The organism is Streptomyces sp. NBC_00846 (assembly GCF_045207325.1).
Taxonomy (GTDB): domain Bacteria; phylum Actinomycetota; class Actinomycetes; order Streptomycetales; family Streptomycetaceae; genus Streptomyces.
In genome coordinates this window covers 99970-119027 of record NZ_CP108847.1, presented here as the reverse complement: position 1 = coordinate 119027, position 19058 = coordinate 99970, and the positions used below count along the sequence as shown (strand labels likewise).

The following is a 19058-nucleotide window of genomic DNA, read 5'->3' as shown; positions in this document are numbered from 1 at the left end:
CCGGCGTTTCCGGATCCGCCCACGACACACAACGAGGCCCTGATGTCAGACGAGATGAAGCTGCGCGACTATCTCAAGCGGGTCACGGCCGATCTGCACAGCACGAAGCAGCGGCTCCGGAGCATCGAGTCGGCGGATCACGAGCCGATCGCGATCGTGGGCATGTCGTGCCGGCTGCCGGGCGGTGTGGTGTCCCCCGAGGGGCTGTGGGATCTGGTCACGGCCGGCGGGGACGGGGTGACGGACTTCCCCGACGACCGCGGCTGGGACGTGAGCTGGGACGGGGTGTCCGGGACCGGCGGCTTCGTCGCCGGTGCCGGTGATTTCGATGCGGGGCTCTTCGGCATCTCCCCGCGTGAGGCGCTGGCGATGGATCCGCAGCAGCGGCTGCTGCTGGAGGCGGCGTGGGAGGCGTTCGAGTCCGCGGGGCTGGACCCGATGTCGCTGCGCGGTTCGTCGACCGGCGTGTACGCGGGGCAGATGTATCACGACTACGCGTCGAGCATGAGCGTGGTGCCGGAGGGTGTGGAAGCCTTCCTGGGCACCGGCAACGCGGGAAGCGTGCTGTCGGGCCGGGTGGCCTACACCTTCGGGCTCGAGGGTCCGGCGGTGACGCTGGACACGGCATGCTCGTCCTCGCTGGTCGCGCTTCATCTGGCGGCGCAGGCGCTGCGGTCGCGTGAGTGTGATCTGGCGGTGGCCGGCGGTGTGACGGTGCTGTCCACGCCGGCGGTCTTCGTGGACTTCGCGCAGCAGGGCGGGCTGGCGTCGGACGGGCGCTGCAAGTCGTTCGCCGCGGCGGCGGACGGCACGGGCTGGTCCGAGGGCGCGGCGGTCCTGGTCGTGGAACGGCTCTCCGACGCGCGGCGCAACGGGCACCGTGTGCTCGCCTTGGTGCGGGGTACCGCGGTCAACCAGGACGGTGCGTCGAACGGTCTGACCGCCCCGAACGGTCCCTCCCAGCGGCGGGTGATCGAGCAGGCGCTGGCCAACGCCCGGCTGACGGGCGCGGATGTCGACGTGGTGGAGGCGCACGGCACCGGGACCCGGCTCGGGGACCCGATCGAGGCGCAGGCGCTGCTGTCGACGTACGGCCAGGAGCGCGGCGAGGCCGATGAGCCGCTGTGGCTGGGGTCGGTGAAGTCGAACGTCGGTCACACCCAGGCCGCCGCGGGCGCGGCGGGTGTGATCAAGATGGTCATGGCGCTGCGGCACGGTCTGATGCCGGCCACGCTGCACGTCGACGAGCCGTCGCCGCAGGTGGACTGGTCGGCCGGTGCGGTGGAGCTGCTGACGGAGGCGCGTCCCTGGCCCGAGTCGGATCGTCCGCGCCGCGCGGCGGTGTCCTCGTTCGGCATCAGCGGCACCAACGCGCACGTCATCCTGGAGCAGGCTCCCGAGGGTGCCGAGGACACGGAACCGGCGCGAGCGGTGCGGCCGGGAACGGTGCCGTGGCTGGTCTCGGCGAAGACCTCGGAAGGCCTCGGGGAACAGGTCCAGAACCTGCGCGCGTTCACCGCCGGACGCCCCGGCCTCGACGCGGTGGACGTCGGCTGGTCCACGGCGACGACGAGGGCCGCGCTGGAGCACCGCGCGGTGCTCACGGGCCCCGGCGCCGAGCAGACGGCCTCCGGTGTCGTCAGCGCCGGCCGGCTGGCGATGCTGTTCACCGGCCAGGGCTCCCAGCGTGCCGGCATGGGACTCGAACTGTACGCGGCCTTCCCGGTGTTCGCGGGTGCGTTCGACGCGGTGTGCGCGCGGCTCGACGCGCGTCTGGAGCGTCCGCTGCGCGAGGTCCTGAGCGACGGCGCCGACCTCGACCACACCGTGTGGGCGCAGGCGGGGCTGTTCGCCGTCGAGGTCGCACTGTTCCGGCTGGCCGAGTCCTGGGGTGTGGTTCCGGACGTCCTGCTGGGCCATTCCCTGGGCGAGATCACCGCCGCGCATGTGGGCGGCGTCCTGTCCCTGGACGACGCCTGCACGCTGGTGGCCGAGCGCGGCCGGCTGATGCAGGCCCTGCCCGCGGGCGGCGGCATGCTCGCCGTCCAGGCCACCGAGGCCGAGGTCGCCGACTCCGGCCTCGACGTCGCCGCCGTGAACGGCCCCACCTCCGTGGTCCTGTCCGGCGACGTGGAGGCGATCGAGCGGTACGCCGCCCGATGCGCCGAGCAGGGACGCCGGTTCACCGTCCTGTCGGTGTCGCACGCGTTCCACTCCGCGCTGATGGAACCGATGCTGGACACGTTCGCGGCCGTCCTGGACGGGCTTTCCTTCAACCCGGCCCGGATCCCGGTGGTCTCCAACCTGACCGGCGCCGTGGCGGAACCCGGGCTGATGCAGCGTCCGGAGTACTGGCTGGAGCAGGTGCGGCGGACCGTGCGCTTCGGCGACGGTGTCGCGGCGCTGGAGTCCCTGGGCGTGACACGGTGCCTGGAGCTGGGCCCGGACGGTGTGCTGTCCGGGCTGGCGCGCGAGACCGCTGGGGAAGCCGTGCTCGTGCCGATGCTGCGCAAGGGCCGGGACGAGACCGCCTGCGCGATCGGCGCCGTCGGACGGCTCTGGACGGTCGGCGTCGAGGTCGACTGGGCCGGGGTCTTCGCGGGCTGGGGCGCACGCGTCGTCGACCTGCCGGCCTACGCGTTCCAGCGGGACCGGTACTGGCCCGAGCCGGGGGTCGCCGGGCTCGGCCGCGCCGATGACGAGGACTCGGCGTTCTGGGACGCGGTGGAGCGGGGGGACCTGCGGGAGCTGGCGGGCCTCGAGTCCGCGCTGCCGGCGCTGACCTCGTGGCGGCGGCAGCGGCGGGAGCAGGCGGCCGTGGACTCGTGGCGCTACCAGATCGTGTGGAAGCGGCTCGCGAGACCGGCTCCGGCCCCGCTTCCGGGCACCTGGGTGGTGTGCGGGCGCGCGGACGACAACGTCGCCGCCGCCCTGGGCGCCGCCGGCGCGACAGTGGTGAACGCGCCCGTCGACGAGGCGGCCTCCGTGCCGGACGTCGCCGGAGTCGTGCTGGTCGCCGACGGCTGGGCGGACGTCCTGGCCTCGGTGCACGCGTCGCGTGATCTCGCCGCGCCGCTGTGGGTGCTGACCCGGGGCGCGGTCCGCGTCGACGCGTCGGACCGGCCCGCGGACCCCTCGCAGGCGACCGTATGGGGAATGGGGCGTGTCGCCGCCCTGGAACTTCCGGACCGGTGGGGCGGTCTCGTCGATCTGCCCGCCGAGTGGGGCGACCGGACGGGCGCCCTGCTCACCGGTGTCCTGGCCGGCCGGGACGGCGAGGACCAGGTCGCGGTGCGCGGGCAGGGCGTCCACGGGCGCCGGCTGGTGCGGGCCACTCCGGCACGCCGGACCGCTCCCGAGTGGAGCCCCGGCGGCACGGTCCTGATCACCGGCGGGACCGGCGGGCTGGGCGTGACGGTGGCCCGCTGGCTGGCCGGGCGCGGCGCCCCGCACCTGGTGCTGACCAGCCGCCGCGGCGTGGCGCCCGACGGTCTGGTGGAGGAGCTGGCCGCGCTCGGCACCCGGGTCACCGTGGCCGCGTGCGATGTCGCCGACCGGGACGCCCTCGGCGAGGTCATCGCCGGCATTCCCGGGCAGTGGCCCCTCTGCGGTGTCGTCCACGCGGCCGGGATCGACGACCCCGGGACGCTGGAGCGGACCGGCCCCGAGGCGGTGGCACGGGTGATGCGGAGCAAGGTCGACGGAACGGTGCTGCTGGACGAGCTCACCCGGGAGCTGCCGCTCGACCAGTTCGTGGTCTTCTCGTCCATCGCCGCGACCTGGGGCGGCGGCGGTCAGGGCGCCTACGCGGCCGGCAACGCGTTCCTGGACGCATGGGCGCAGAGCCGCCGTGACCGGGGTCTGCCGGGCACGTCGATCGCCTGGGGGCCGTGGGCCGAGGCCGGTATGGCGGTCCAGGGCGAAGCCGGGGACCTGCTGCGCCGGCAGGGGCTGTCGCCGATGAGCCCGGAGCTGGCCGTGCGTGCGCTGGCGCAGGCGATCGAGCAGGAGCACACCTGCGTGACCGTCGCGGACGTGAACTGGACCCGGTTCGCCGCGGCGTTCACCCTGCTGCGGCCGAGTCCGCTGCTGTCCGACCTCCCGGAGGCCGCGGAGGCGGCGAACCCCGGAGCCGACACCGGCGGCGGTTCGGGCGCCGGCGGCGCCGGCCTCCGTGACGTGCTCGCCGGCTTCCCCGTCGCCGAGCACCAGCGGATCCTCCTCGACCTGGTGCAGACCGTGGTCGCGAACGTCCTGCAGTACCCCGACCCCCAGGCGGTCGACCCGGGACGGGCGTTCAAGGACCTGGGGTTCACGTCGCTCACCGCGGTGGAGCTGCGCGACCTCCTGGTCGAACGGACCGGGCTGAGGCTTCCCGCGACCCTGGTGTTCGACTATCCGGTGCCGCTGGCGCTGGCGCAGTACCTCATCGGTCAGCTGCTCGGCGAGGCCGACCACTCCCCCACGACGACGTCCCCGTCCGCACACGCCGATCCCGGGGAGCCACTGGCGATCGTCGGCATGGCGTGCCGGTACCCCGGCGGCGTGACCTCCCCGGAGGAGCTGTGGCGGCTGGTCGCCGACGGGCAGGACGGCATCTCGCCGTTCCCCCTCGACCGCGGCTGGCCCACCGACGTACCCAGCGGCATCGTCGAACTGGGCGGCTTCATGCCCGGCGTGGCCGACTTCGACGCCGCGTTGTTCGGGATCTCGCCGCGTGAGGCGCTGGCGATGGACCCGCAGCAGCGGCTGCTGCTGGAGGCCGCGTGGGAGACGTTCGAGTCGGCCGGAATGGACCCGCGGTCGCTGCGCGGCCGGAACGTGGGCGTGTTCGCCGGCGCCGCCTCGTCCGGCTACGGCGCGGCAGGGATCCCTGGAGCCGAAGGTCACCTGATCACGGGTACCGCCGGCAGCGTCATCTCCGGCCGCCTCTCCTACACCTTCGGCCTGGAGGGCCCGGCGGTCACGGTGGACACGGCGTGTTCGTCGTCTCTGGTGGCCCTGCACCTGGCCACCCAGGCACTGCACACGGGCGAATGCGACATGGCACTGGCCGGTGGTGTGACGGTGATGGCCACACCGGGCGCGTTCATCGAGTTCGACCGGCAGGACGGGCTGGCCGGCGACGGCCGGTGCAAGGCGTTCTCCTCGGCCGCCGACGGCACCGGATGGTCCGAAGGCGTCGGCCTGGTGATGCTGGAGCGGTTGTCGGACGCGGAGCGCAACGGGCACCAGGTGCTGGCGGTGGTGCGGGGCAGTGCGATCAATCAGGACGGTGCGTCGAACGGTCTGACGGCGCCGAACGGTCCGTCGCAGCAGCGGGTCATCCGTCAGGCGCTCGCCAACGCCCGGCTCACCGGCGCGGACGTGGACGTGGTCGAGGCACACGGCACCGGGACGCGTCTCGGTGACCCGATCGAGGCAGGTGCCCTGCTGGCGACCTACGGCCGCGAACGCGGTGAGGGCGGCGAGCCGTTGTGGCTGGGGTCGGTGAAGTCGAACATCGGCCACGCCCAGTCCGCTGCAGGCATCGCGGGTGTGATCAAGATGGTGATGGCGCTGCGGCACGGTGTGCTGCCGGCGACGTTGCATGTGGACGAGCCGTCGGCGGAGGTGGACTGGTCGGCGGGTGCGGTGGAGTTGCTGACGGAGTCCCGGGACTGGCCTGCGGTGGAGCGTCCGCGGCGTGCGGGTGTGTCGTCGTTCGGCATGTCGGGCACGAACGCGCACGTGATTCTGGAACAGGCCCCGCAGCCGGAGGCTTCGGTTGCAGACACCTCTGTTCCGGGTGTGTCGGCGTGGGTGGTGTCGGCGAAGTCCGAGGCCGCGTTGCGGGCGCAGGTGGAGCGGCTGACCTCGTTCGTCGCGGAGCGGCCGGAGCTGGACCCGGTGGACGTGGGCTGGTCGCTGGCGACGACGCGGGCTGCGTTGGAGCATCGTGCGGTGGTCGTGGGGGAGGGCCGGGAGGAGTTGCTGGCCGGGCTGTCCGTGGCCACGTCGGCTGTTGCGGGTGCCGGTGGTGTGGTGTTCGTGTTCCCGGGTCAGGGCTCGCAGTGGGTGGGCATGGCGCGGGAGTTGTGGGATGCCTCGCCGGTGTTCCGGGAGCGGCTGAAGGAGTGCGGGACCGCACTGGCTCCGTTTGTGGACTGGTCGTTGACCGATGTGTTGTTGCGGGACGGTGATGTGGACCGGGTGGATGTGGTCCAGCCGGTGCTGTGGGCGGTGATGGTGTCCCTGGCGGAGGTGTGGCGTTCGGCGGGTGTGGTGCCGTCCGCGGTGGTGGGTCATTCGCAGGGTGAGATCGCTGCGGCGTGTGTGGCGGGCTGGTTGTCGCTGGACGATGCGGCGCGGGTGGTGGCCTTGCGGTCGCAGGCTTTGGTGGCGGTGGCCGGTGGTGGGGGCATGGTGTCCGTGGCTGCCGGCCGGGAAGCGGTCGAGGGCCTGATGCCGGGCACGGTGTCGGTGGCCGCGGTGAACGGTCCGTCGTCCACTGTCGTCTCCGGCGACGACGGAGCGCTGGATGCGTTCATGGCCGAGTGCGAACGCCAGGGCATCCGCACGCGCCGCGTTCCGGTGGACTACGCGTCGCACTCGCCGGAGATGGACCGGCTCCGGGAGCGGATCCTGGCCGACCTGGCCGGGCTGACTCCGGCCACCGGCACGGTTCCGATGATGTCCACCCTGACCGGCGAGACCGTCGACGGTGGATTGGACGCCCGGTACTGGTTCGACAACCTGCGCTCCACGGTCGAGTTCGAGACCGCGGTCCGTGCCCTCCTCGGACAGGGGATGCGCACGTTCGTCGAGGTCAGCGCCCACCCGGTGCTCACGGTGGGCATCGAGGAGACGATCGACGCGACCGGGGCCGACGCCACGGCACTGGGTACCCTGCGACGCGGTGAGGGTGGCATGCGCCGCCTGCTGACCAGCCTCGGTGAGGCATGGGCCACCGGCGTGGACGTCAACTGGCGGGCGGTGCTCACTGGCCGGCATGTCGCTTTGCCGACCTACGCCTTCCAGCATGAGCGGTACTGGCTGGACGTCCCGTCGCTGCCGGTTCAGGCTGCGGGCGGGGCGGTGGACGCGGTCGAGTCGCGGTTCTGGGATGCCGTGGAGCGTGGTGACCTCGATGAACTCGCGGGCACGCTCCAGCTGTCGGAGGCCCCGCAGTTGCTGGGGTCGGTGGTTCCGGCACTCGCCTCGTGGCGCCGGGAACGCCGGCAGCGGTCCGTGATCGACACCTGGCGCTACCAGGTGGTGTGGAAGCCTCTCGAAACGGCCTCTGCCGCACTGCTGTCGGGTACCTGGCTGGTGGTGGGCGACAGTGCTGCGGACGTGGCCGGGGCGTTGACCGGCGCGGGTGCCGTGGTGGCGGGCCTGTCGGTGGATGAGGTCGTGGACCGTGCGGGCTTGGCTGCGGCGGTTGCTGCCGTGCCGGATGTGTGCGGTGTGGTGCTGGCGGCTGGCGCGGCTTCGGCCGACCGCACTGCTGATGTGGTGGCGGATGAACTCACCCGGGTGACGGTGCTGTTGCAGGCGCTGGGTGATGCCGGGGTGGACGCGCCGTTGTGGGTGCTCACGCGGGGTGCGGTCGCTGTCGGTGCGTCGGACCGGGTGCTGGATCCGGTGCAGGCCGCGGTGTGGGGTCTGGGCCGGGTCGCGGCGCTGGAGTTCCCGCAGCGCTGGGGCGGCATGATCGACCTGCCCGAGACCCTGGACGCGAAGGCGTCCGGCCGCCTGGCCGCGATTCTCGCCGACGGTGCTGGTGCTGGTGAGGATCAGGCGGCTGTGCGTGGCTCCGGTGTCTACGCCCGGCGGCTGGTCCGGGCAGCGGCGACAGTTGTGCCGGAGGGTCACTGGGACCCGTCGGGCACGGTGCTGGTCACGGGTGGTACCGGGGCGCTGGGCGCTGAGGTTGCGCGGTGGCTGGCGGGGCGGGGTGTGCCGCATCTGGTGCTGACCAGCCGCCGAGGGACCGCCCCGGACGGTCTGGTCGAGGAACTCGCCGCACTGGGTGCACGGGTGACGGTCGCATCCTGTGACATGACCGACCGGGATGCGCTGGCCGAGGTCATCGCCGGTGTTCCGTCAGATGTTCCGCTCACCGGTGTGGTGCATGCGGCCGGTGTCGGAGACACGCAGATGCTGGAGGCCGCCGACCGGGACACGACCGCGGCGGTGATCGGCGCGAAGATCGACGGGGTCGCACACCTGGAGGCCCTGACCGCGGATCTTCCGCTCGACCTGTTCGTCGTCTTCTCTTCCGGCGCCGCAGTGTGGGGTGGTGCGGGTCAGGGCGCCTACGCCGCGGCGAACGCGTTCCTCGACGCCTGGGCCGCCGAGCGCCGTGAACGCGGCCTGCCCGCCACATCCGTGGCCTGGGGCCCCTGGGACGGTGCCGGTATGGCCGTCCAGGGTGAGACCCAGCAGCTCCTGCGCCGACGCGGCATGGCCCCGATGAACCCCGAACTCGCCATGCGCACCCTCGCGGCAGCCGTCGACGCCGGGGAGTCGGGACTGACCGTCGCCGACATCGACTGGCCCACCTTTAGGGCCTCGTTCACCGCCATCCGCCCCAGCCAACTCCTCGCCGACCTCCCCGAAGCCACCACCCCGGACACGTCGTCATCGTTCGAGGAGGACGGCGGAGCAGCCGACCTGCGGCAGCAGCTCGCAGGGACAGCGGCCGCGCAGCGCCGGCAGGTGGTGCTGGACGTCGTGCGCACCCACGCCGCGGCCGTCCTCGGGCACGCGGACGGGGAGTCCGTGGAAGCCGGCCGGGCCTTCCGCGACCTCGGATTCGACTCCCTGATGGCAGTCGAGGTCCGCAACCGTCTCCAGTCGGTCACCGGACTCAGGCTGCCGGCCACCCTCGTCTTCGACCACCCCACACCCCTCGTCCTGACCGACTTCCTCCTCACCGAACTCTCGGACATCGCCCCCGGCACAGCGTCGCAGGCCCGGGCGGTGGCAGCCGCCGGCGGCGTCGACGAGCCGGTTGCCATCGTCGGCATGGCCTGCCGCTTCCCCGGCTCGGTGACCTCCGCCCAGTCCCTGTGGGACCTGGTCGCCGACGCGGGCGACGCGGTGGGGCCGTTCCCCACCGACCGTGGCTGGCCCGCGGGCATCGCCGGCCGGGGCGCGTTCCTCGACCACGCCGACGAGTTCGACGCCGACCTGTTCGGCATCAGCCCCCGCGAAGCCCTCGCCATGGACCCCCAGCAACGACTGCTGCTGGAAACCACGTGGGAGGCCTTCGAAGCGGCGGGAGTTGATCCCCGCTCGCTCGCAGGCACCGCCACAGGCGTGTTCGTCGGCGGCACCACCTCCGGCTACGGCACCGGAACCCAGATCCCCCAAGGCGCCGAAGGACACCTGCTCACCGGCAACGCCACCAGCGTCATGTCCGGACGCGTCTCCTACGCCTTCGGCCTCGAAGGCCCCGCCGTCACCGTCGACACCGCCTGCTCCTCCTCCCTCGTCGCCCTGCACCTTGCCGCGCAGGCGCTGCGGACCGGTGAATGCGACATGGCGCTCGCCGGCGGCGTGACCGTCATGGCCAACCCCGGCGTGTTCGCCGAGTTCGACCGCCAGGGCGGGCTGGCCTCCGACGGCCGCTGCAAGTCGTTCGCCGATTCCTCCGACGGCATGGGCTGGGGCGAAGGCGTCGGCCTGCTCCTCGTCGAACGCCTCTCCGACGCAGAACGTCGCGGACACCGCGTGCTCGCTGTCGTGCGGGGCAGCGCCATCAACCAGGACGGCGCCAGCAACGGCCTGTCGGCGCCGAACGGGCCCTCGCAGCAGCGGGTCATCAGCCAGGCGCTGGCCAACGCCGACCTGACCGGTGCGGACATCGACGTGGTCGAGGCCCACGGCACCGGCACGCGCCTCGGCGACCCGATCGAGGCCCAGGCGCTGCTGGCGACCTACGGCCAAGACCGCGCCGGTCACGAGCCTTTGTGGATCGGCTCGGTCAAGTCCAACATCGCCCACACCCAGGCCGCCGCCGGCGTCGCCGGCGTCATCAAGATGGTCATGGCCCTGCGCCACGGCCTGATGCCCGCAACCCTCCACATCGACGAACCGTCGACCCAGGTCGACTGGACCGCCGGTGCGGTGGAGCTGCTCACCGAGCAGCGCGCGTGGCCTGCGGTGGACCGTCCGCGCCGCGCTGCGGTCTCCTCGTTCGGCATCAGCGGCACCAACGCCCACATCATCCTCGAACAGGCACCCGCGCCCGAGCCGGTGGCAGTCGCCGAACCGTCGGCAACGCGCCCCGGACCGGTGCCGTGGCTCGTCTCGGCCAAGTCCGACACCGCCCTACGCGCACAGATCGCAAGCCTGCGGACCTTCGTCGCCGACCAGCCCGAACTGGACCCGGTCGACGTGGCCTGGTCGCTCGCGACCAGCCGGGCAGCGTTGGAACACCGCACCGTCCTGGCCGCCGATGGGGACGTGCTCGCCACAGGCACCACGGGCGAAGGCAAGACCGCGTTCCTGTTCACCGGCCAGGGCTCCCAGCGCGCGGGCATGGGCCTGGGGCTCTACGAGGCGTTCCCCGTCTTCGCCGAAGCCTTCGACGCCGTCTGCGCCCGACTTGATGTCCGGCTGGAGCGCCCGCTGCGGGAGGTTCTGACCGACGGCGCCGACCTCGACCGCACGATGTGGGCTCAGGCGGGGCTGTTCGCGCTCGAAGTCGGCCTGTTCCGGCTGGTGGAGTCCTGGGGCGTGACCCCGGATGTGCTGCTGGGGCACTCGCTGGGTGAGATCAGTGCGGCGCATGTCGCGGGGATCCTCGACCTGGACGACGCGTGCGTGCTGGTGGCCGAGCGGGGCCGGCTGATGCAGGCGCTGCCCGCGGGTGGCGGGATGCTCGCTGTCCAGGCGACGGAGGCCGAGGTCGCCGAGTCCGGTCTGGACGTCGCGGCGGTGAACGGCCCCAACTCCGTTGTGCTCTCGGGTGACCTGGACGCTGTGGAGCGCTACGCCGTCGAATGCGCCGAGCGCGGACTGCGTTTCAACGTCCTGTCGGTGTCGCACGCCTTCCACTCGGCCCTGATGGAACCGATGCTGGACGAGTTCGCGAACGTCCTGAACAGCCTGACGTTCCACCCCGCACACATCCCGGTGGTCTCGAACCTCACCGGAGCCGTTGCCGAACCCGGTGCCATGCAGCAGCCCGCGTACTGGCTGAACCAGGTCCGCGGCACGGTCCGCTTCGCCGACGGCGTCACCGCCCTCCAGACCATGGGCGTGACCCGCTACCTCGAACTCGGCCCCGACGGTGTCCTGTCGGGCATGGCCCAGGACACCGCCACCGCCACCGGTGCCGTGTTCGTCCCTGTTCTGCGCAAGGACCGCGACGAGACCGACACCGCCCTCACCACGATCAGCCGCCTGTGGGCCTCCGGCACCGACATCGACTGGCGCGCGGTGTTCGCCGGCTGGGGCGGCCGGACGGTCGACCTGCCCACCTACCCCTTCCAGCGACAGCGGTACTGGCCCGAGCCGATCGCCGCACCCACCAGCGGCGAGGTGGCCGAAACCGGATTCTGGGACGCGGTCGAACGCGAAGACCTCCAGCAACTGGCCACCGAACTCGAACTCACCGAACCCCCGGCCTCCCTGGGCCAGGTCCTGCCCGTGCTCGCCACCTGGCGACGCCGCCGACGCGAACGCTCCGTGATCGACTCCTGGCGCTACCAGGTCGCCTGGAAACCCCTCACCACCCTCCCCACCACACCCACCCTCACCGGCACATGGATCCTCGCCACCACCGGCGACCCCACCACCACCACCGCCACCATCACGGCCGCTCTCACCGGAGCCGGTGCCACCGTCCTCACCCTCCCCCTCGACACCCCCCACGACAACGCCACGGCCACACGCCACGAACGGAAAGCGGCACTCGAACACCTCGCCGCCCAGGCCCCCGACCTGTCCGGCATCCTGCTCCTCGCCGACACCCTCACCAACCAGCCCGCACACGACGGCATCCCCGCACCCCTCGCCGGCGTGCTGACCCTGCTCCAGGCACTCACCGACACCCACCTCACCGCCCCCCTGTGGGTGACCACCCGCGGCGCCGTGTCCACCACGGCATCGGACCCGCTGACCAACCCGGCCCAGGCCACCATCTGGGGCATGGGCCGCGTCGCCGCACTCGAAGCACCCCACGTCTGGGGCGGCCTCATCGACCTCCCCGCAACAACCGACACCCACCCCACAACCGACACGAACACGGCAGCACGCCTCGTCGGCGTCCTCGCCGACGGCCGCGAGGACCAGGTCGCCGTCCGCGACTCCGGGCTCCACGGCCGGCGCGTCCTGCACGCCCCGACCACCACACCGCCCACCACCCCGTGGACCCCCACCGGGACCGTCCTGATCACCGGCGGCACCGGCGCCCTCGGCACCGTCGTGGCCCGCTGGCTCGCCCACCGCGGCACCCCCCACCTGGTCCTCACCAGCCGCAGCGGCAACGCCCCCGACGGCCTGACCGAAGAACTCGCCCGCCTCGGCACCCAGGTCACCGTCGCCGCCTGCGACGTCACCGACCGCGACACCCTCGCCGAAGTCATCGCCCGCATCCCCACTCACACACCACTGACCGGCATCGTGCACGCCGCCGGCATCGGGACTCCCGAGAAGCTGGACCTCACCCGTCTGGACGCCGTGGGGGAGGTGCTCGCGAGCAAGGTCACCGGCACGGCGCATCTCGACGAGCTCACCGCCCACCTGCCGATCGACCTCTTCGTCGTCTTCTCGTCGATCGCCGCCACCTGGGGCAGCGGCGGCCAGGCCGCCTACGCGGCCGGCAACGCCTTCCTCGACGCCTGGATCCAGCACCGCCACGACCGCGGACTCCCCGGCACATCCCTGGCCTGGGGCCCCTGGGCCGAGGTGGGCATGGCCACCGAGGGCGAGACGGAGGAGTACCTGCGTCGGCGTGGGCTGCACACGATGGATCCGGAGCTCGCGATGCGGGCACTGGCCCAGGCGATCGACTCGGGACCGGGCACGCTGACGGTGGCCGACGTCGACTGGCCCACCTTCCTGCCCGCCTTCACCTCGGCACGGCGCAGTGCGCTGCTCGGCGACCTGCCCGAGGCGGCCGCCCTGGCCGACACCGCCCCGGGCGGCGCTCCCGGCGCGGAGTCGCCGCTGCGCGAGAAGCTGATGGCCGTTTCCGAGGTCCGGCGGCAGGAGATGCTGCTGGCCCTGGTGCGGGAGCAGGCTTCGAGCGTGCTGGGGCACTCCGCCGCGCAGGCGGTCGAACCCGGGCGGGCGTTCCGTGATCTGGGCTTCGACTCGCTGATGGCGGTCGAACTGCGCAATCTGCTGGCCACGGAAACCGGGCTCGCCCTGCCCGCGACGCTGGCGTTCGACTACCCCACGTCGCAGGTGCTGGCGGAGTACCTCCAGGCCCAGCTCCTCGGTGCCGACCGGCTCGCGGAACCGGCGTGGACGCGGACGGACGCGGCCGACGAACCGTTGGCGATCGTGGGTATGGCCTGCCGCTATCCCGGCGGTGTGACGTCGCCGGACGAGCTGTGGGACCTGGTCGCCGGCGGGGCGGACGGAATGTCGGTGTTCCCGGCGGACCGCGGCTGGCCGGTGGAGGTGTCCGGGTTCGCGGGCGGCCTGGGCGGGTTCGTCCATGACGCGGTCGAGTTCGACGCGGGCCTCTTCGGGATCTCGCCGCGTGAGGCGCTGGCGATGGACCCGCAGCAGCGGCTGCTGCTGGAGGCCGCATGGGAGACGTTCGAGTCGGCGGGAATGGACCCGCAGTCACTGCGGGGCCGCAGCGTCGGGGTGTTCGCCGGCGCGTCCTCGTCCGGATACGGAGCCGCGGGGGTGCCGGGTGCGGAAGGCCATCTGCTGACCGGTACCGCGGGCAGCGTCATCTCCGGCCGTCTCTCCTACACGTTCGGCCTGGAGGGCCCGGCGGTGACGGTGGACACGGCGTGTTCGTCGTCGCTGGTGGCGATGCACCTGGCCGCCCGGGCCCTGCGGGGTGGCGAGTGCGACATGGCGTTGGCCGGTGGTGTGACCGTGATGGCGACGCCGGGCGCGTTCATCGAGTTCGACCGGCAGGACGGGCTCGCGACGGACGGCCGGTGCAAGTCGTTCGCCGCCGCGGCCGACGGGACCGGCTGGGCCGAGGGCGTCGGTCTGGTGATGCTGGAGCGGCTCTCCGACGCCCGGCGTCATGGGCATCAGGTGCTGGCGGTCGTGCGCGGCAGTGCGATCAACCAGGACGGCGCGTCCAACGGTCTGACGGCGCCGAACGGGCCGTCCCAGCAGCGGGTGATCCAGCAGGCGCTGGCGGACGCCCGGCTGACCGGCGCCGACATCGACACGGTGGAGGCCCACGGCACCGGGACGCGGCTGGGTGACCCGATCGAGGCAGGGGCGCTGCTGGCCACGTACGGCCAGGGCCGTGACGAGGCGGGTCCGTTGTGGCTGGGCTCGGTGAAGTCCAACATCGGTCACACGCAGGCCGCCGCGGGTGTCGCGGGCGTGATCAAGATGATCATGGCCATGCGGCACGGCGTGCTGCCCGCCACGCTGCACGTCGACGAGCCGTCGCCGCAGGTGGACTGGTCCGCCGGTGCGGTGGAACTGCTGACCGAGTCGCGTCCCTGGCCCGAGGCCGGTGATCGTCCCCGGCGTGCGGCGGTGTCCTCCTTCGGGATGTCCGGGACGAACGCCCACGTGATCCTGGAGCAGGCACCGGAGCCGGACGAGGTCCCGGAGCAGGCGGGTCCGGGTGTGCCCGGCGGTCCCGGTGTGCTGTCGCCGGGTGCGGGTGTGTCGGCGTGGGTGGTGTCGGCGAGGTCCGCTGAGGCGTTGCGGGCACAGGCGGAGCGGTTGCGGTCGTTCGTGGCCGAACAGCCCGCCCAGGACGCGGCGGACGCGGCGGACGCGGCGGAGGCGGCGGAGGCGGCGGACATCGCGGACGTGGGTTGGTCGCTCGCGACGGGCCGGGCCGCGCTCAAGCATCGTGCCGTGGTCGTGGGCGAGGGCCCGGAGGAGTTGCTGGCCGGTCTGTCCGGGGTCGCCTCGGGGGTCGGTGCGGTGTCCGCGGGTGCCGTGGGTTCCTCGGGCGGCGTGGTGTTCGTGTTCCCGGGCGGAGGCCCCCAGTGGGTGGGCATGGCACGGGAGTTGTGGGAGACCTCGCCGGTCTTCCGGGAGCGGATGGCCGAGTGCGAGACCGCGCTCGCCCCGTATGTGGACTGGTCGCTGAGCGACGTCCTGCTGCGGGACGGGGACCTGGAGCCGGTGGACGTGATCCAGCCGGTGCTGTGGGCGGTGATGGTCGCCCTGGCGGAGGTGTGGCGGGCGGCGGGTGTGGTGCCGTCCGTGGTGGTGGGTCACTCGCAGGGAGAGATCGCCGCGGCGTGTGTGGCGGGACGGCTGTCGTTGGACGACGGTGCGCGGGTGGCGGCGCTGCGGTCGCGGATCCTGGCCTCGGTGGCCGGCCGCGGCGGGATGGTGTCGCTGGCAGCGGGCAGGGAGGCCGTCGCGGATCTGGTGTCGGGCAGGGCGGGAGTGTCGATCGGGGCCGTGAACGGCCCCTCGTCCACCGTCGTGTCCGGGGAGAACGGTGCCCTTGAGGAACTGACGGCCGAGTGCGAGCGGCGGGGGATCCGTGCGCGACCGATCGTCATGGGCTACGCCTCGCACTCCGTGTGGATGGAGGAGCTGCGGGAGCGTGTCCTGACGGACCTGGCGGGGCTGTCCCCGGCCGGTGACGGCACGGTGACGATGTTCTCCACGCTCACCGGCCGTCTGCTGGAGAGCCGCCTGGACGCGCAGTACTGGTACGACAACCTGCGCTCCCCTGTCGAGTTCGAGGACACGGTCCGCAATCTGCTGGAGCAGGGGATGCGTACCTTCATCGAGGTGAGCCCGCACCCGGTTCTCACGGTCGGCGTCCAGGAGACCCTCGACGCGGCGGACGTGCAGGCCGCGGTGCTCGGCACACTGCGGCGTGGCGAGGGCGGGCCGCGCCGGCTGCTGGCCTCCCTGGGCGAGGCGTGGAAGGCCGGCGTCGACGTCGACTGGCCCGCCGTGCTCACCGGCCGTCGCACCCCGCTCCCGACGTACGCCTTCCAGCGCGAACGGTACTGGCCGGAGCCGCCGGTGACGGCCGCCGGCGATGTGGTGGACGCCGCGTTCTGGGACGCCGTGGAGCGCGGGGATCTGGCGGAGCTGCCCGGACTCGAATCCGCGCTGCCCGCCCTGTCCGCGTGGCGGCAGCGCCGGCAGCAGCGTTCGCTGCTCGACTCGTGGCGGTACCGGGTCGTGTGGAAGCCGGTCGCCGATCTGCCCGTCCCCGCGGGCTCCCCCGGTACCTGGCTTCTCGTCACGCGGGCGGACGACCCGGGGGCCGGGTTCGCCGCCGCCCTGGCCGACGCCGGTGCGACCGTGCTGCGCCTGCCCGTCGACGGGTCGCACATGACACGGCACGGTCTCGTGGAGCGGCTCAAGCACGTGCTCGCCGAATCCGACGGGCTCGCCGGGGTGGTGTCGCTGACGGCGCTCGGCGGGCACGCCGAAGGGGCGGGCACCGGGGGGATGCGGGCCCGGGCCGCGGGCTTCGAGGGGACGCTGGAGCTGCTTCAGGCACTCCGGGACGCCGGTGTCGACGCCCCGCTGTGGTGTGTCACCTCGGGCGCGGTGTCGACCGGCGCGTCCGACCCGGTCCGCGATCCGGCGCAGGCGCTCCTGTGGGGTCTCGGGCGGGCGGTCGACCGCGCCGGCCCGGCCCGCTGGGGCGGTGTGATCGACCTGCCCGAGGAGCCGGCGGCCCGTCACTGGCCGGTGTTCACCGCCGCGCTGCTGTCGGGACACGAGCAACTGGCCGTACGTAACGGCCAGTTGCGGGTACCGCGGCTGGTGCCGGACGTGCCGGATCCCATGACCGACGGCGAGCCGGTCCGCTGGCCCGAGTCCGGCACGGTCCTGGTGACCGGCGGGACCGGCGGGACCGGGGCGGGAACGGCGCGTTGGCTCGCCGACCAGGGGGTGCGGCATCTGCTGCTCACCGGACGCGAGGGCGCGGCGGGTCGCGGTGTGACCGAGCTGGTCGCCGATCTGACCGGGCGTGGCGCGCGGGTCACGGTCGTGGACTGCGACCCGGCGGACCGTGCCGCGCTGGCCCGGGTACTCGCGGAGATTCCCGGCGAGCGGCCGCTGGCCGCTGTCGTGTACGCGCCCGAGATCGCCTCGGACTGCGAGCCGTCGGCCCTGACACCGGCCGGGTTCGGTGCGATCGACCGTGTCGTCGCCGGGGCCCTGCATCTGCACGAGCTGACCGCCGGTCTCGATCTGGCCGCGTTCGTGCTGCTGACCTCGGCCGACGGAGTCTGGGGAGACGCCCGGCAGGTGGCCCGTTCGGCGACCGGGGCCTACCTCGACGCCCTGGCCGCGTACCGGCGGGCGGGAGGAGCTTCCGCCGCCTCGGTGGCCTGGGGGCCGTGGACGGACCTCGCGGGCGGTGATGCGGACGAGCTGGAGTGGCTGCGGCAGAGCAGTCTGCGAGCGATGCCGCCGGAGATCGCGACCGGGGTGCTCGGACGGCTGCCGGCCGGGTCCGGTGTCGTCGTCGCCGATGTCGACTGGGCCCCGTTCGCCGCCGCGTACACGCGTGACCGTGCCCGGCGCCTGCTCGACGACCTGCCGGAGGTACGCCGCCTGCGCGGCATCGGCTCGGCGGCCGGCGGCGGCGCCGGTCCCGAGGATCTCCGTGAGCGGCTGGAGAGGCTGCCGCGTGCCGAGCGGCACCTGGCGGCCGTGGACCTGGTCCGGGCGCACACGGCAGCCGTGCTCGCCTATCCGGACGTGGAGAGCGTCGAACCGGACCGCGAGTTCCTCGAGTTGGGCATGAGCTCGCTGACGGCGATCGAGCTGCGCAACGCGCTGCAGGTCGTCACCGGTGCGGCACTGAGCAGTACGGTCGTGTTCGATCACGCGACTCCGGCCGCGCTGGCCGCGCATGTGCTGCACACTCTGCTCGGCCCCGACGCCGACGACGCGGGGGCGGGCACCGACGCCGGGCCGCGTGGCGGTGGGATCCTGCGGTCGCTGCTGCAGGAGGCGTCGCAGGAGGGCTCCTTGGCCAGGTTCATGGAGTTCCTCAGGGAGGCCGCGGGCTTCCGCCCGAAGTTCGAGGACCCCGACGAACTCGAGGTGGCGCCCGATCCGGTCTTCCTCGCCCGCGGTGAGGGACGGGTGCGCATCGTCGGCCAGTGCGGCACCTCCGCCGTGGCCGGGCCCCACGAGTTCGCCCGGTTCGCCTCGTCGTTCCGCGGGGAGCGCGATGTCATCGCCCTGCCGGTGCCCGGCTATCGGGACGGCGAACTGCTCGCGTCCGATCCGGACACGGCGCTGGCCTGGCAGGCGAAGGCCCTGCTGGACGTCGTGGGCGACGACCCGTTCGTGATCGTCGGGCACTCGGGCGGCGGCCTGCTCGCCCACGCGCTGGCCTACCGGCTGGAGCAGATGGGCGTCGTGGCGGCCGGTGTCGTCCTCGTCGACACCTATCCGCTGGACCAGCCGGTGTACGAGGAGTGGAAGGAGGAGTTCAACGACGGCATGTTCCAGCGCGAGGACCTGTACGTGCCCATGGACGACACCCGGCTCACCGCGCAGGCCTGGTACGGCGGGATGTTCACGTACTTCCAGCCCCGGGACATCCAGGCCCCGACACTCGTGCTGCGGGCGTCGGACCCGATCGCGGAGTGGAACCACGAGAGGGACTGGCGGGCGTCGTGGGACCTGCCCCACACGGCTGTCGACGTGCCCGGCAACCACTTCACGGTCATGCGCGAGCACGGCGGGACGACCGCGCTGGCGGTCAGCAGGTGGCTGGAGGAACTCGGCTGAGCGAGGCCGGCGGTGGGCCCCGGCCCACCGCCGGCCGGCCGGGCATCGGCCACCGCGCGACGGCGGTGGCGGGTCCACGCGGACCGCGCGGCGGCGACGGGCCGGTCGTCGCGGGCCGTGCGGCAGCAGTGGGCCGGACGCGGAGGAGACGGACGGTGCCGGGC

1 protein-coding gene is annotated in these 19058 nt (G+C 73.1%); it reads left to right on the top strand.

The annotated features are described in order from the left end of the window. Nucleotides 1–42 precede the first annotated feature (42 nt). Entirely contained in the window at nucleotides 43–18894 is an 18852-nt protein-coding gene (locus tag OG936_RS38370; RefSeq protein WP_406500822.1) for a type I polyketide synthase, read from the top strand. The last annotated feature ends 164 nt before the right edge of the window (nucleotides 18895–19058 follow it).

Coding starts and splice junctions, on each gene's coding strand:
- OG936_RS38370 (WP_406500822.1), top strand. CDS start 43: ATGTCAGACGAGATGAAGCTGCGCGACTATCTCAAGCGGGTCACGGCC.